Origin of the sequence: Duganella phyllosphaerae, assembly GCF_001758785.1 — a bacterium.
GTDB classification, from domain to species: domain Bacteria; phylum Pseudomonadota; class Gammaproteobacteria; order Burkholderiales; family Burkholderiaceae_D; genus Rugamonas; species Rugamonas phyllosphaerae.
In genome coordinates, this window is record NZ_LROM01000002.1 from 26341 (window position 1) to 40294 (window position 13954).

The window sequence follows — 13954 nt, forward strand, 5'->3', positions numbered from 1 at the left end:
GAGAGACAGATGGAATTCACGGGCCTGAAACAGCAATACGACTTGCTGCGCAACGATATCAACGCCGGCATCCAGCGCGTGCTTGACCACGGCCAGTACATCATGGGGCCCGAGGTGGCGCAGCTGGAAGCGCAACTGGCCGAGTACTGTGGCGCGCGCCACTGCATCACCGTCTCGTCCGGCACCGAGGCGCTGCTCATTTCCCTGATGGCGCTCGGTGTGCAGCCCGGCGACGAGGTGATCACCACGCCGTTTTCGTTCATCGCCACGGCCGAAGCCATCGTGCTCGCTGGCGCGCGGCCGGTGTTTGTCGATGTCGAGCGCGCCACCGGCAATCTCGACCCGGCCCGCATCGGGCGCCGCATCGGCGCGCGCACCCGCGCCATCATGCCCGTCTCCCTGTACGGCCAGCCAGCCGACATGGACGCCATCAACGACATCGCGCGCCGCCACGGCCTGGCCGTGATCGAGGATGGCGCGCAAAGCTTTGGCGCCAGTTATCCTGGCCAAACCGGCGGCCAGCGCAGCGGCAACCTGTCCACCATCGGCTGCACCAGCTTTTTCCCCAGCAAACCGCTCGGTTGCTACGGCGACGGCGGCGCCATCTTCACCAGCGACGACGAACTGGCGCGCGCCATGCGCGAGATCCGCATCCACGGCCAGGCCGAACGCTATCGCCACACCCGCGTGGGCGTGGGCGGCCGCATGGACACCCTGCAATGCGCGGTGGTGCTGGCCAAGCTGCCCACCTTCGACGACGAGATCGCCGCACGCCGCCGCGTGGCTGCCGCCTACGACCGCTGTTTCGGCAGCCGTGTCGAAACCCTGGGTGGCGGCAAGGCCAGCGCCTGGGCCCAGTACACCATCGTGCCGCCGCGCCGCCAGCCGGTGCAGGCCGCGCTCACGGCCGCCGGCATCCCCAGCGTGGTGCACTACCCGCAGCCGATCCACCTGCAGCCGGCCTACCTGCGCTACGACGACGTCTCCTGCCCGGTGGCCGAGCTGCTGGCCGGGCGGGTGCTGAGCCTGCCGATGGGACCGCACCTGAGCCAGGCCGACGTAGCCCGCGTGGCCGCCACCGTGCTGGCCGGGCTCGACGCCTAACTGCTTGAGCCGGGATGACCGCCATGACCAACATGACCGCCCTGCCCACCTTCTGGAAGCACCTGCTCACGGTCCTGGGCGGATCGCTGGCCGCGCAGGCGTTGCCCATCGTGGCCGCGCCACTGATCACGCGGCTGTGCACCCCGGCCGAACTGGGCGCGTTCAGCGTGTGGCTGGGCATCGTCGCCATTGCCGCCGTGGCGGCCACCTTGCGCATGGAGTTTGCCATGGTGGTCGATCCGGGCCGCATCCGCCAGCGGCTGTGCTTTGGCGTGGTGGCATGGTCGTCAAGCTGGCTGGCGGTGGTGCTGACGGTGGCGCTGTTGGCGGCGCGGTGGCTGGACCTGGTCGCCATGTCGTGGCCAGGCATACTGACGCTGGGCCTGGCGGCTTGGCTCACCGCCGGCATGCAGACCACGCTGGCTTACGCCGCCTCGCACAACGGCTTTGCCGCTGCCGCCAAGGCGCGCATCGTGGCCGCCGGGGGCGTGGCCGGGGTACAGCTGGCGCTACTGGCTTTGCTGGCGGGGCTGCCCTGGCTGACCTCGCACCTGGCCGGCACCGGCGGCGACGCCCTGCTGGCCGGCCAGTTGGCGGGCATGGCCGTCGGCCTGGTGGCTGCGCGCCGGCTGCTGAACTTGCCGCTGCGCCGTTTCGGTTCCGGCATCACGGCGCGGCAAGCTGGCGATGTCAATGCCGCCGGAGCAAACAACGCGGCCGCAGTCGCCAGTAGCGCAGCCCTGCGATGGCTGGCTTACCTGCGCCGGCTGCGCCGCCAAAACCTGGCCGCCCTGCTGCCCACCACCGCGCAGCGCCGCTACCTGCGCCGCCACCGCGCCTTCTGGCGTTTCACTTTGCCATCGAGCCTGCTCAACGCGGCCGTCGGCCAGTTGCCGCTGCTGATCATCGGCGCGCGCCACGGCGTGATGGCGGCCGGGTTGTTTGCGCTCACCCAGCGCGTGCTGGCCGCGCCGATTTCGCTGCTGGCGGCATCGGTGCTGGAAGTGTTCAAGCGCGAATCGGTACGCCAGTACCAGGAGCATGGCGACTGCCGCCCCGCCTACCGCCACGCGCTGCGCGTGCTGCTGGCGCTGGGCGCGGCGCCGGCGCTGGTACTGTGGCTGGCCTCCCCCGCCTTGTTCGGCCTGGTGTTCGGGCCGGCCTGGCGCGGCGCCGGCGAACTGGCGCAAATCATGGCGCCGCTGTTCTTCCTCAATTTTGTCGCCGGTCCGCTCAGCTACGTGTTCTCGGTGGCGGGCCGGCAAAAGATCGAGCTGCTATGGCAGGTCGCGCTGTTTGCCACCACGGTGGCTGCGTTCATGGCGCCGCTGTCGCTGGCGCACAATGTGCTGGCCTACAGCATCGGCTATTCGCTGCTGTACCTGGTGTACCTGCACCTGTCGTACCGCTACGCACGCGAGCGCCCGTCGGGCCGGAGGCTCCATGTTGCCGGCTGACGCGATCACCTTCCAGTCGACGCCGCTGGCGCAGGTCCATGCGGCCGGCAGCCGCGCCGGTGCGCCAGGTCTGCTCAGTCTGCTCGGGCCGGCCTGGGCCGAACTGGCGTTCTGGCTGCTGTTCCCCGGCTTTTTCGCCTACCAGACGCTGCTCGGACTGGGCCTGATCCGCGCCTATCTCGGCGGCTACTTTGCCTGGATTTCGCTGCTGATGTTGGCGCCGCTGCTGCTGTCCTACCTGCTGCGCATGCGCGCGCACAGCTGGCGCGTGCACCGGGTCGATGTCGCGTGGCTGGCCTTCCTGGCCTACTACGCCGCCATCATCGTGCTGCACATGGGCTTGGCTGGCGGTGGCGCCACCAGCCACCATACCCTGGGCCTGCTGTACATGTTCGTGCTGTTCGTGATCTTCAAGACCCTCGACTTCGAATCGAAACGTTTCCAGGTCACGCTGCTGGCCAGCCTGGCGGCCATGTCGGCGGTGGTGTTCGCCTACGCGGTCGACGGCACGTTTTACCTCGCCGCGCTGGGCGCCGCGCGCGACCCGGAAAGCGTGGCCACCTACCAGGGTTTCTCGCGTTCGTACCTGCTGCCGATGGTGGTGCTGCTGGCCTGCACCCGGCGCGCGGCGCTGCGCTGGGCGCTGTATGCGCTGGGCCTGCCCACGCTGTACATCAACACCGCACGCAGCGAGTTTGGCGCCTTGCTGTTCCTGATCCCCTTGTTCGAGCTGCACGCGGCCCGTTCGCGCCTGGCCATGCTGGTGCTGATGGCAGGAGCCATCATGCTGTTGCAGCTCAATCTCGATGCGCTGGTGGCGGCGGTGCCGGGCAACCGCACCCTGGAACTGCTCGACCTGTCGCACTCCACGTCCGCCAGCGCCCGCCATGCACTGACCGAACAGGCGCTGCGCACCATCGCCGACCATCCAATTCTGGGCGACTACGGCAGCTACCCGAGCGGGCGCTATGCCCACAACATCCTGTCGGCGTGGGTGGACCTCGGCCTGCTGGGCTTTGCAGCGCTGCTGGCGTTACTGCTTTACCCGCTCACGCACCTGGCCATCCACGGCTACCTGCTGGGTGGACGCACCAGCCGCGACCACCGTTTCCTGCTGGCCTGGAGCCTCCTGGCCAGCACCCTGCTGCTGCTGTGCCTGTCGCATTTTTTCAGCGACATGCTGATCGGCGCCGCGCTGGGCGCTTATGCGCGGTACCGCGCGGGAGATTGACATGCTCAGCATCGCCCACCTGACGTCCGCCCATCCGCGTCACGACGCCCGCATCTTCGGCAAGCAGTGCCGCACGCTGGCCGACCACGGCCACCGGGTCACGCTGGTGGTGGCCGACGGCCGTGGTGACGAACATCGCCATGGCGTGCATATCGTCGATGCGGGGGCCGCGCGCGGACGGCTGCAACGGATGATCTCGGCCACCACCCGGGTCTACCGCTGCGCGCTGGCGCTGGCGCCCGACGTGGTGCAGCTGCACGATCCCGAGCTGCTGCCGGCTGGCCTGCTGCTGCAACGCCACGGCTGCAAGGTGATCTTCGACGCCCACGAAGACGTGCCGCGCCAGCTGCTCGGCAAGCCCTACCTGCCGCCCTGGACGCGGCGCGCGCTGGCCGCCGCCTATGCGCGCTTCGAGCACCAGGCCTGCCGCCGGCTCGATGGCGTGATCACGGCCACGCCGTTCATCCGCGAACGGTTCGAGCGCATCAACCGCGCCACCGTGGACATCAACAACTACCCGATGCCCGAGGAATTCGGCGCCGACCTGGCCTGGGCCGACAAGCCGCTGCAAGTGTGTTACGCCGGCGGGCTGTCGGCGATACGCGGCATCGCCGAACTGGTGCGCGCCTGCGAACTGCTGCAAACCCCGGTGCGGCTGCAGCTGGCCGGCGCTTTCAGCGAACCGGCACTGGCCGCGCAACTGCACGCCCGCCCCGGCTGGCGCCACGTCGACGCCCTCGGCCAGCTGGCGCGCGGCGACGTGGCGGCGCTGCTGGGTGCCTCGCGCGCGGGACTGGTTACGCTACACCCCACGCTCAATCACCTCGACGCGCTGCCGGTCAAGATGTTCGAGTACATGGCTGCCGGCATCCCCGTAATCGCCTCCGACTTTCCGCGCTGGCGGGCGATCATCGAAGGCGACGGCGCGGACGGCGCAGTGAGCGGCACGGGGGGCGCTGGTGGCGCCTGCGGCCTGTGCGTCGATCCGTACGACCCGCCGGCGATAGCCGCCGCCATCGACTACCTGGCCGGCCACCCGGACATCGCCCGCCGCATGGGCGAAAACGGCCGCCGCGCGGTGCGCACCCGCTACAACTGGCGCAGCCAGTCCACCAAGCTGATCGACTTCTATGACCACCTCTGACAATTCCGGACTCTGGCCCACCGTGCTGGCGCGGCTGCGACTGCTCGGCGACATCGTGCGCCTGCCACGCGCCCGGCTGTGTTTCGACGCCACGCTCAATCCCGAGCTGGTACGGCGCACCCACGCCAGCTTCACCATGCCGCACCCGCGTTACCGCATCGTGCGCAACAAGTCGCTGGGGGTGGCGCTGATCGACCTGCGCGCGTTCGCCAGCGGCGCCGATTACCTGCAGTCGGTGGCGCAAAAAGACCATGCAGGCTACCAGGCGCGGCGCGCACGTGCACGCGGCTACACGGTGGCCGAGATCGACCGCAACGATTACATCGACGACATCCATCGCATCAACACCTCGCAACACGTGCGCCAGGGCCGTCCGATGGACCCGGCCTACGCCGACCGCACCGACCATTACGTGGCGGTGGACAGTTTCCGCTACTACGGCGTGCTCGATGCCGGCGGCAAGCTGGTGGCCTATTGCGACCTGGGCATCTACGGCGACTTCGCCGCCACCGATCGTCTGCTCGGCGTCAACAGCGACGGCGTGATGTACCTGCTGCTGGCCGATATTGCCTGCCGCCTGATCGACGAATACCGTTACAACTACCTGATGTACGACACCTACCTCGGCGCCCTGCCCGGCCTGCGCGAATTCAAGCGCAAGCTCGGTTTCGCGCCCTACCGCATCCGCTACGCCATTGCATAAGGAACACCATGCTCGTCAAGCTCCCGCAACTGATCGACTTTACCCCCCTCGTCAAGGGCTGCCGGCTCGTACTTGACGTGGCGCGCCTGCCTGTCGCCAGGCTGTGCTTCGACACCCGCTACCATCCCGAGGACGTGCGCAATACCTATCGACTGTTCACCCGCCGCCATCCGCGCTACAAGGTGATCGGCCACAAGCAGTTCGGCGTGGCGCTGATCGACCTGCGCCTGCTGGCTGACAATGCAGCATACCCCTGCAGCGGCGCCGCCAGCTACGTGGGCAAGGCGCGCAAGCGCGGCTACCGGCTGGCGCAGATCGACCGCAACGAATACATCGACGCCATCCATGCCATCAACACCAGCGTGCCAAACCGCCAGGGACGGCCGATGGATGCGCACTACCAGCAAAAAGCTGCCCGCTACGAGCCGCAGTGCCATTACCGCTACTTCGGCGTGTTCGACAAGTGCGGCCAGCTGGTTGCCTACGCCAACATGGGCCGCTTCGGCAACTTTGCCGCATTCGCCCAGCTGCTTGGCTACCGCAACAACGACGGCGTGATGCACCTGATGATCGCCGACATCGTCAACCTGTTGCTGGCGGAACGTCGCTCCGGCGACGGCCCCGACTACGTGATGTACGACACCTTCTTCGGCGCCCAGCCCGGCCTGCGCCAATTCAAAACCCTGCTCGGCTTCACGCCCTACCGCGTGCGGTACACACTGCAATGAAAACCATCCTGAACCGGCTGTATGCCGACTACCTGATGCCGTGCCGGCTGCCGCACTACGACGCCCTGCTGGCACAAGCGCGCGATCACGGCTACCGCCAGACTTCGGTGCGCAGCTGGCTGCATGCGCTGCGCAGCCAGAACAGCGGCAACGGCGTCGGCCACCGCTGGTCATCGCCGCCGGTGCTGGTCCACCGCCACGACATCGACACCGACCTGGCCACCGCCCGCCGCATGTTCGAGATCGAGCAGCGCCACGGTGTGCGCGCCAGCTACTACTTCCGCCTGTCCACGCTGGACTTCGGCCTCATGCGAGCGATCGAAGATTACGGCAGCGAAGCGAGCTACCACTACGAGGAGCTGGCCACCTATGCCAAACGCACGCACCTGAAACTCCCGGAGCAGGTAAGCGCGCGGCTGGACCAGATCCGCGCCGAATTCGAAGCCAACTTCCAGCGTATCGAGACCACGCTGGGCCGCAAGCTGCACACGGTAGCCAGCCACGGCGACTTCGCCAACCGGCGCCTGGGCATCACCAATTGCGCGGTGCTGGACGACAGCGACCTGCGCGCCCGCTGCGGCATCGCTGCCGAGTGCTACGACCACGAACTGCTGTCGAGCTTTGACCTGTACATCAGCGACAAGCCGGCGCCGCGCTACTTCCACCCGGTGGCGCCGCAGGTAGCGCTGGGCAGGCACAGGCGCATCTGCCTGCTCACGCACCCCTCACAGTGGCACGCCGGCTGGGCCGCCAACAGTCACAAGAACCTGGTGCGCGCGCTCGATGCACTGCGCTGGTAAGGAGCTCCCGTGAACATCCTGCTGATCAATCACTACGCCGGCTCGATCCGCCACGGCATGGAATACCGCCCCTATTACCTGGCGCGCGAGTGGGTGCGTGCCGGCCACCGGGTACGCATCGTGGCGGCCAGCGCCTCGCACCTGCGCGCCCAGGCACCGCAGCTGAACGGCCGCGCCGTGCTGGACGAAGAGATCGACGGCATCGCCTACCGCTGGCTGGCCACGCCCGCCTACGAAGGCAATGGCGCGGGGCGCGCAGCCAATCTCGCCGCCTTTATCGCGCGCCTGTACCAGCAGTCGAAACAGCTGGCCGCTGAGCGGCCCGACCTGGTGATCGCATCGAGCACCTACCCGGCCGATATCTGGCCCGCGCGCCGCATCGCCGCACTGGCCGGCGCCCGCCTGGTGTTCGAGGTGCACGACCTGTGGCCACTGTCACCGATCGAACTCGGGGGCATGTCGCCGCGCCATCCGTTCATCCGGGTGATGCAGGCGGCCGAGGATTATGCCTATCGCCACGCCGATACCGTGATCTCGATCCTGCCGCACGCCGGTGGTCACATGGTGGCGCGCGGCATGGCGCCGCACAAGCTGCACGTGGTGCCCAACGGCGTGGTCCCGGCCGAATGGGAAGCGGCGCCACCGCCGCTGCCGGCACCTGTCACGTCGCTGCTGGCCACCCTGCGCGCCCAGGGCCGCACGCTGGTCGGCTACGCCGGCAGCCACGGCAGCGCCAACGCGCTCGACACCCTGCTCGACGCGGCCAGCCTGCTGCGCAGCCAGCCGCTCGCCTTTGTGCTGGCGGGCGCCGGCCCCGACAAGCAGCAACTGCAGCGGCGGGTGGACCTGGACGGCCTGCACCACGTGCATTTTCTGGCGCCATTGCCCAAGGCCTGCATGCCGGCGCTGCTGGGCAGCTTCGACATCGCCTACCTGGGCTGGCGGCGCCAGCCCCTGTATCGCTACGGCATCTCGCCCAACAAGCTGGGCGACTACCTGATGGCGGCGCGCCCGGTGATCCACGCGGTGGACGCCGCCAACGACCCGGTCGCCGACGCCGGCTGCGGCGTGAGCATCGCCCCCGAAGACCCCGGCGCACTGGCGGCCGCCATCACCGGCCTGGCCAGCCTGCCGCCACCGCAACGCCAGCAACTGGGCCAGCGCGGCGCCCATTACGCCCGCCGCCACCTCGACTACCGGCTGCTGGCGCAGCGCTACCTCGACGCCTGCTGCCGCCCCGGTCCGCCGCCCCATTGAACCAGCTTGAACAGCGCGCCACAAGTCGCTACAACCCGCAACAAGTCGCTACAACCCGCAACCACTCGCTACCACCCGCTACCACCCGCAGTACCGTGAGCGAAAAATCCGTCATTCCCGCGCACGCGGGAATCCATAGCCAGCATCACAGCCACACAGCCACACCACCAACAGGTACCAAAGGAGATCACGATGACCTTATCAACCGACGACTTTCTCCCCTTTGCCCTCCCCGACCTCGGCGAGGAAGAAGCCGCCGCCGTTCTCGCCTGTCTGCGCTCCGGCTGGATTACCAGCGGCCCCGTCAGCCGCCAGTTCGAACAGGACTTCGCTGCCTGCCTGGGCGGCGACGTGCACGCCATCGCCGTCAACTCGGCCACCGCCGGCCTGCACCTGGCCCTGGAGGCGCTGGGCATCGGTCCCGGTGACGAAGTGATCGTGCCCACCATGACCTTCACCGCCACCGCCGAAGTGGTGCGCTACCTGGGCGCCGACCCGGTGATCGTCGATGTCGATCCGCACACCCTGTGCCTGCAGCCGGACGCCATCGAAGCTGCCATCACGCCCGACACCCGCGCGGTGATCCCGGTCCATTACGGCGGCCTGGCCTGCGACATCGACGCCATCGTCGCGCTGGCCCGCCGCCACGGCCTGCGCGTGGTCGAAGACGCCGCCCACGCCTTTCCCACCACCTTGCGCGGCCGCCTGGTGGGCACGCTCGACAGCGACGCCACCGTGTTCAGCTTCTATGCCAACAAGACCATCACCACCGGCGAAGGCGGCATGGTGGTCTGCCGCGCGGCCGACATCGCAGCGCGGGTGCGGGTGATGCGGCTGCACGGCATCAGCGAAGACGCGTTCGACCGCTTCGTCTCCCGGCACCCGGCCTGGTTCTACCAGGTGGTCGCACCAGGCTTCAAGTACAACCTCACCGATATCGCCGCCGCCATCGGCCGCGTCCAGCTGCGCAAGATCGACGGCTTTCTAACACGCCGCCAGCACCTGGCGCGCCAGTACAACGAATGCCTGGCCGACCTGCCCTTGACACTGCCGCCCGATGCGCCACCCGGCAGCCAGCACGCCTGGCACCTGTACCCGGTCCGCTTGACGGCGCAGGCGCCGCTGGCGCGCGACCGCCTGATCGAGCTGCTGGCGGAACACGGCATCGGCACCAGCGTCCACTATATCCCGCTGCACCGCCAGCCCTATTGGCGCGACCGCTACCAGTTGCACCCCGAGCAGTTCCCCCACGCCGAAGCCAGCTACCACGCGCAGCTGACGCTGCCGCTGTACACCCGCATGACCGACGCCGACCAGGCGCGCGTGATCGCCACCCTGACGGAGCTGCTATGTTAGCCAAACGCCTGTTCGATATCGCCGCCGCACTGGCGGGCCTGTTGCTGCTGGCGCCGCTGTTGTTGCTGTTGGCGGCATGGGTACGCTGCGACTCGCCGGGCCCGGTGCTGTTTCGCCAGCGCCGCGTGGGCCGGCACGGCGCGCCGTTCCAGATCATCAAGTTCCGCACCATGGCTGCCGGCGCCGAGCGCGATGGCCAGTTGTCGGTGGCCGACGACCAGCGCGCCACCCGCGCCGGGCGCTGGCTGCGGCGCCACAAGCTCGACGAACTGCCGCAACTGGTCAATGTGCTGCGCGGCGACATGAGCCTGGTCGGTCCGCGCCCAGAAGTACCACGCTACGTGGCCCACTATCCGCCAGCCGTGCGCTCGGTGGTGTTGTCGGTGGCGCCGGGCATCACCGACTGGGCCGCGCTGCGCTTTCGCAACGAGGGCGAACTGCTGCGTCAGGCGCCGGACCCCGAACACGCCTACCTGCACCAGGTACTGCCCATCAAACTCGCCTACTATGCGCGCTACGTGCAGCGCCGCAGCTTCGCCATCGACCTGCAGATTTTATTGTGCACGGTGGCCACGCTGCTGTTCGGCGTGCGCCGCAAGCGACCGCTGTTGCGCATCGTGCGCAGCAGCCGGCTGATGCCGGGCGGCCGACAGTCGGTGCTGATCGACTGGCTGCGCGGGCTGGCCGCATTGCAGGTGGCGGCTGCGCACTTGCGGGCCCAGGTGTTTCCCGGCCTGGGCGCCTTGACCGATCCGCCGCTGTGGTACCAGGGGCTGGCGTTCGTCACCGGTTTTGCGCACCAGGCGGTGCTGGTGTTTTTTGTACTCAGTGGCTGGCTGGTGGGCGGCGTATTCCTCGACCGCAGCCACAACGTGCCGCGGGCACGGGCGCTGCGCGACTATGCCGTCGACCGCGCCACGCGCCTGTGGACCGTGCTGTTGCCGGCGTTCGTCCTGATGCTGGCCCTGGCATGGGCCGGCGCGCTGCCACGCTCCGATCTCGCCATGGCCGGCTCGGCCTGGTCTCTCACCACGCTGCTGGGCAACCTGGTGGGCTTGCAGACCCTGGCCGTGCCGCCTTTCGGCGAGAATTTTCCGCTCTGGAGCCTGTCCAACGAAACCTGGTACTACGTGCTGTTTCCGCTGCTGGTGACAGGTGCGCGCGCCGGCTCTGCCTGGTGGCGATCAGGTTGTGCGGCGCTGGCGCTGGCGTTGACGGTGCTGCTGGGCGCGGCGATTACCGGCTACTTCCTGGTCTGGCTGCTGGGGGTGGCAGCGTCGCGCCTGCGGTTCGATTTCTCGGCTGCGCAGCGCTGGCTGTGGCGTGGTGTGCTGCTGGTCGTGGCGGCGCTGCTGCGCCTCGGTGGCCAGGATGGCGACTTCACCCTCGCCACCCTGGGGCCGGACCTCTTGCTGGCAGTGCTGCTGGTGGTGTGCTTGTGCAGCGTGGGACGGGGACGGCCGGTGGCGGCGGTGGCAAAGACCGGGGCCTTCCTGGCCGGCTTCTCCTTTACCTTGTACGTGGTGCATATCCCGTTGCAGCGGATGTTGTGGTCGTACCGCGACGGCGCGCTGCTGGCGCCGGGGGATGCAGCCAGCCTGGCGGTGTATGCCGCCATGCTGGCCGTGGTGCTGGCGTTGGCCTACCTGTTTCACTTGCCGTTCGAAGCGCAGACCGGCAGGCTGCGGCGGCTGCTGCGGCGCCGCTTGCCGGGCGACCAGGACCTCGCCCGTACCGTAAAAACCGCGCCTGCCGGGCGGTCAGCCGATGCCGGCTGACCGCTCAATCCTGCTTACTGGTAAGCCCCGATGGTCACCGGGGCTGTGACTGGCTTGCCCTCGATATCGGTCTTGGGCGCGTAGTCGGTCGTGCCCTTGCCCTTGGCCGGCGACGAGGCGCGCAGGTGCAGGTCAGGCGTGCCACTGCGCGTGTAGCCGACGAATTGTGGATCGGCCGACACCGTACCGGTCGCCTGCAGACCATTTTTCAGGCTGATGTTGTAGATGCTGTTCTGGTACACCAGGTTGTTGCGGTAGGTGTTGTGGGTACCGGTGGAACCTTGCTCGGTGATGCCGTAACGGTTGTCGTACACGATGTTGTTGACGACATGGGTGTAGTCGTTGGGCGCCGTGCGGTTGTAGAAGTCCCCTGCGCCCACCACGATGCCGGTGCCGGAAGCGGCTACCGTGTTGTTGGCGATGATCACATTGGTGGCGTCGTGCCACAGGTGGATCGCCGCCTCCGAGACGCGGTATACCACGTTGCCCACCACGCTGCCCGACGTGCTCACGTAGATGCCCTGGATGTATTTACAACCGGCCGGGCCGATATCGTGCACGAAGTTGTTGATCACATCGCCCTTGATGCCCTTGTAGTAAGAATCGACGCCGATGGCCGACGCGCCACTACCGTTGCACGCGAGCGTGTTGGCGATGTGGTGCACGCGGTTGCCACGAATGACGTCGTACGAGCCGCCCGTGTACAAGCCGCTGCGCCACACGGTGCCGCCCTGCAGCTTGCTGCCATCGACCTCGAAGCCGATGATGTCGACGTAATTGCCGCGGTTGTCCCAGGCGATGTTGTTGCTGGAACTGGCCGGCGGCACGATCTTGGCGCCCCATTTGACGGTCGAATAGTAGTAAATGCGGCCGCTGGCGGTACCGCTGGTGGTGGTCTTGAAGCCGCCAGCATAGGTGCCCGGCGCCACGTGCACCGTGGTGTTGGGCTTGGCCAGCGCGGAAGCACGGGCAATCGTGCGCAGCGGCGAGCCTTGCGCGCCCGAGTTGCTGTCCGAACCCGTGGTGGCGACGTACAGGTTGTTCGCCGTCGCAGGGGCTGCATCCGGTACTGGCTGCGGAGCAGGCGTCGGTGTCGGACTCGGCGTGGCGCCGTTGAACTCGTAGGCGCCCAGGTCGGGACCGGCACCGGCAGGACGCGCCTTGCCGTTGAGGTCGGTTGCGGTGGCGTCGCCGGCAAGTCCCTTGTCGATTGCGGGCGACGTTGCCTGCAGCTGGTAATCGCCGCCGCCGGTACGAACATAGTTGACGAACTGCGGCGCCGCCGCGATGGTGGCCACCGCTACGCCCTTGAGCAACATGTACGGATAGGCCGATTGTTGGTGCATCAGGTTGTTGGTGTAAGTGTTGTTGCTGCCCACGTTACCTTGCTCGACCACGCCGTACTGGGTATCGACCACGATGTTGTTGGCTACCCGCGAGTAATCGTTGACTCCATTGGACACATAAGGATCGCCGCCGCCCACCACGATACCAGTATGGGCGGCAAAGATCGTGTTATGGCTCACGGCCGCGCGTGCGGCATCGTGCCACAGCAGCACCGCAGCCTGCGAGACGGCGTAAATCAGGTTGTTCTTGACGTCGCTATCGGCGCTGTTGACGAACACCCCGGACATGGTCTTGCAACCAGCCGCGCCGATATCGTGCACCACGTTGGCCAGCACGTCGTTGCCGGTGCCCTTGTAATAGCTGTCGGCGCCGATGCCGCCACCCGAGGCACAAGCGCCCTGGCCGATGTGATGCACATGGCTGTTGGTAACGGTTCCGAACGAGCCGGCGGTGTACAGGCCCACGGCCCAGCGGGTACCGGCCTTGTGGCCGCTGCCGTCGACGTCGAAACCATCGATATCGACATAACTGCCACGGTTGTCCCAGGCCACGGCATTGGCGGACGTGGCCGGCGGGACGATCTTTGCGGCCCACTTGGTGTCCGAAACATAGCGGATGCGCGCCGTCGGCGTGCCGCTGGTGCTGGTGCGGAAGCCGCCTTCATAGGTGCCGGGCGCCACGTGCACCACGGTGCCCGGGGTGGCCGCCTGGGCCGCGCGTGCGATGGTCTTGAACGGCTTGGCGCTGGTGCCGGGGTTGCTGTCGGCGCCGGTGGTGGCCACGTACAGCGCGGTGGCGGCCGCGTTGTAGCTGGCGTCCGCCGCCGGTTGATCCGACAGTTGCGTCGTGGCCAGCATGACGGCGGGCGCCTCGCTGGCGCTATCGCTTTGACCACCGCCGCAGGCGGAGAGCAAGATCATGCAGGCAGTCGCACCAGCAGTTTGAGACAGATAGTTGACAGATGATTTCATCAGCCGTTCCTCGCAATTTCAAAGTGAATGAGCGAGGTTTGATCTGCATCAAATTCTATAGTTCAATGCTTTGAGCAA

Annotated in this window: 11 protein-coding genes; 10 read left to right on the forward strand and 1 reads right to left on the reverse strand. The window is 67.7% G+C overall.

All coding sequences use genetic code 11. The annotated features are described in order from the left end of the window. Nucleotides 1-9 precede the first annotated feature (9 nt). The 10 genes from DUPY_RS00125 to DUPY_RS29140 all read left to right on the forward strand — a co-directional run bounded on the left by DUPY_RS00125 (nucleotide 10) and on the right by DUPY_RS29140 (nucleotide 11558). Nucleotides 10-1104, forward strand: a complete 1095-nt coding sequence (locus DUPY_RS00125; RefSeq protein WP_070245710.1) for a DegT/DnrJ/EryC1/StrS family aminotransferase — start codon at nucleotides 10-12, stop codon at nucleotides 1102-1104. Nucleotides 1105-1127: 23 nt separating this feature from the next. Beyond that, a complete protein-coding gene (locus tag DUPY_RS00130) occupies nucleotides 1128-2561 on the forward strand; it encodes an MATE family efflux transporter (protein WP_229255178.1) in 1434 nt (477 codons plus the stop codon). Beyond that, nucleotides 2548-3792: a hypothetical protein gene (locus tag DUPY_RS00135; protein ID WP_070245711.1), complete on the forward strand. Its 1245-nt coding sequence runs from the start codon at nucleotides 2548-2550 to the stop codon at nucleotides 3790-3792. The genes DUPY_RS00130 and DUPY_RS00135 overlap by 14 nt, the downstream gene beginning before the upstream one ends. A 1-nt stretch (nucleotide 3793) precedes the next feature. Continuing rightward, the gene (locus DUPY_RS00140) at nucleotides 3794-4936 is read left to right on the forward strand and encodes a glycosyltransferase family 4 protein (protein ID WP_070245745.1); all 1143 of its coding nucleotides are present in this window, start codon (nucleotides 3794-3796) and stop codon (nucleotides 4934-4936) included. After that, on the forward strand, nucleotides 4923-5639 hold the full coding sequence (locus DUPY_RS00145) for a hypothetical protein (protein WP_070245712.1): 717 nt from the start codon (nucleotides 4923-4925) through the stop codon (nucleotides 5637-5639). Before DUPY_RS00140 ends, DUPY_RS00145 begins: the two co-directional genes overlap by 14 nt. Before the next feature lie 8 nt (nucleotides 5640-5647). Beyond that, a complete protein-coding gene (locus DUPY_RS00150; RefSeq protein WP_070245713.1) occupies nucleotides 5648-6367 on the forward strand; it encodes a hypothetical protein in 720 nt (239 codons plus the stop codon). Further along, the gene (locus DUPY_RS00155) at nucleotides 6364-7167 is read left to right on the forward strand and encodes a polysaccharide deacetylase family protein (protein ID WP_070245714.1); all 804 of its coding nucleotides are present in this window, start codon (nucleotides 6364-6366) and stop codon (nucleotides 7165-7167) included. Before DUPY_RS00150 ends, DUPY_RS00155 begins: the two co-directional genes overlap by 4 nt. Before the next feature lie 9 nt (nucleotides 7168-7176). Then, nucleotides 7177-8424, forward strand: a complete 1248-nt coding sequence (locus DUPY_RS00160; RefSeq protein ID WP_070245715.1) for a glycosyltransferase family 4 protein — start codon at nucleotides 7177-7179, stop codon at nucleotides 8422-8424. A 192-nt stretch (nucleotides 8425-8616) separates the two neighbouring features. Next, a complete protein-coding gene (locus tag DUPY_RS00165; protein ID WP_208599969.1) occupies nucleotides 8617-9780 on the forward strand; it encodes a DegT/DnrJ/EryC1/StrS family aminotransferase in 1164 nt (387 codons plus the stop codon). Next, on the forward strand, nucleotides 9774-11558 hold the full coding sequence (locus tag DUPY_RS29140) for a sugar transferase (RefSeq protein ID WP_070245717.1): 1785 nt from the start codon (nucleotides 9774-9776) through the stop codon (nucleotides 11556-11558). Before DUPY_RS00165 ends, DUPY_RS29140 begins: the two co-directional genes overlap by 7 nt. A gap of 14 nt (nucleotides 11559-11572) precedes the next feature. Here the strand turns inward: DUPY_RS29140 and DUPY_RS00175 are convergent, their stop codons facing one another. After that, nucleotides 11573-13825, reverse strand: coding sequence for a right-handed parallel beta-helix repeat-containing protein (locus DUPY_RS00175; RefSeq protein ID WP_229255179.1), 2253 nt, complete (start codon nucleotides 13823-13825; stop codon nucleotides 11573-11575). Nucleotides 13826-13954: the final 129 nt, after the last annotated feature.

Excerpts from the sequence above, each read along its gene's own strand:
- DUPY_RS00125 (WP_070245710.1), top strand. The coding sequence starts at position 10 with ATGGAATTCACGGGCCTGAAACAGCAATACGACTTGCTGCGCAACGAT.
- DUPY_RS00130 (WP_229255178.1), top strand. The coding sequence starts at position 1,128 with ATGACCAACATGACCGCCCTGCCCACCTTCTGGAAGCACCTGCTCACG.
- DUPY_RS00135 (WP_070245711.1), top strand. The coding sequence starts at position 2,548 with ATGTTGCCGGCTGACGCGATCACCTTCCAGTCGACGCCGCTGGCGCAG.
- DUPY_RS00140 (WP_070245745.1), top strand. The coding sequence starts at position 3,794 with ATGCTCAGCATCGCCCACCTGACGTCCGCCCATCCGCGTCACGACGCC.
- DUPY_RS00145 (WP_070245712.1), top strand. The coding sequence starts at position 4,923 with ATGACCACCTCTGACAATTCCGGACTCTGGCCCACCGTGCTGGCGCGG.
- DUPY_RS00150 (WP_070245713.1), top strand. The coding sequence starts at position 5,648 with ATGCTCGTCAAGCTCCCGCAACTGATCGACTTTACCCCCCTCGTCAAG.
- DUPY_RS00155 (WP_070245714.1), top strand. The coding sequence starts at position 6,364 with ATGAAAACCATCCTGAACCGGCTGTATGCCGACTACCTGATGCCGTGC.
- DUPY_RS00165 (WP_208599969.1), top strand. The coding sequence starts at position 8,617 with ATGACCTTATCAACCGACGACTTTCTCCCCTTTGCCCTCCCCGACCTC.
- DUPY_RS29140 (WP_070245717.1), top strand. The coding sequence starts at position 9,774 with ATGTTAGCCAAACGCCTGTTCGATATCGCCGCCGCACTGGCGGGCCTG.
- DUPY_RS00175 (WP_229255179.1), bottom strand. The coding sequence starts at position 13,825 with ATGATCTTGCTCTCCGCCTGCGGCGGTGGTCAAAGCGATAGCGCCAGC.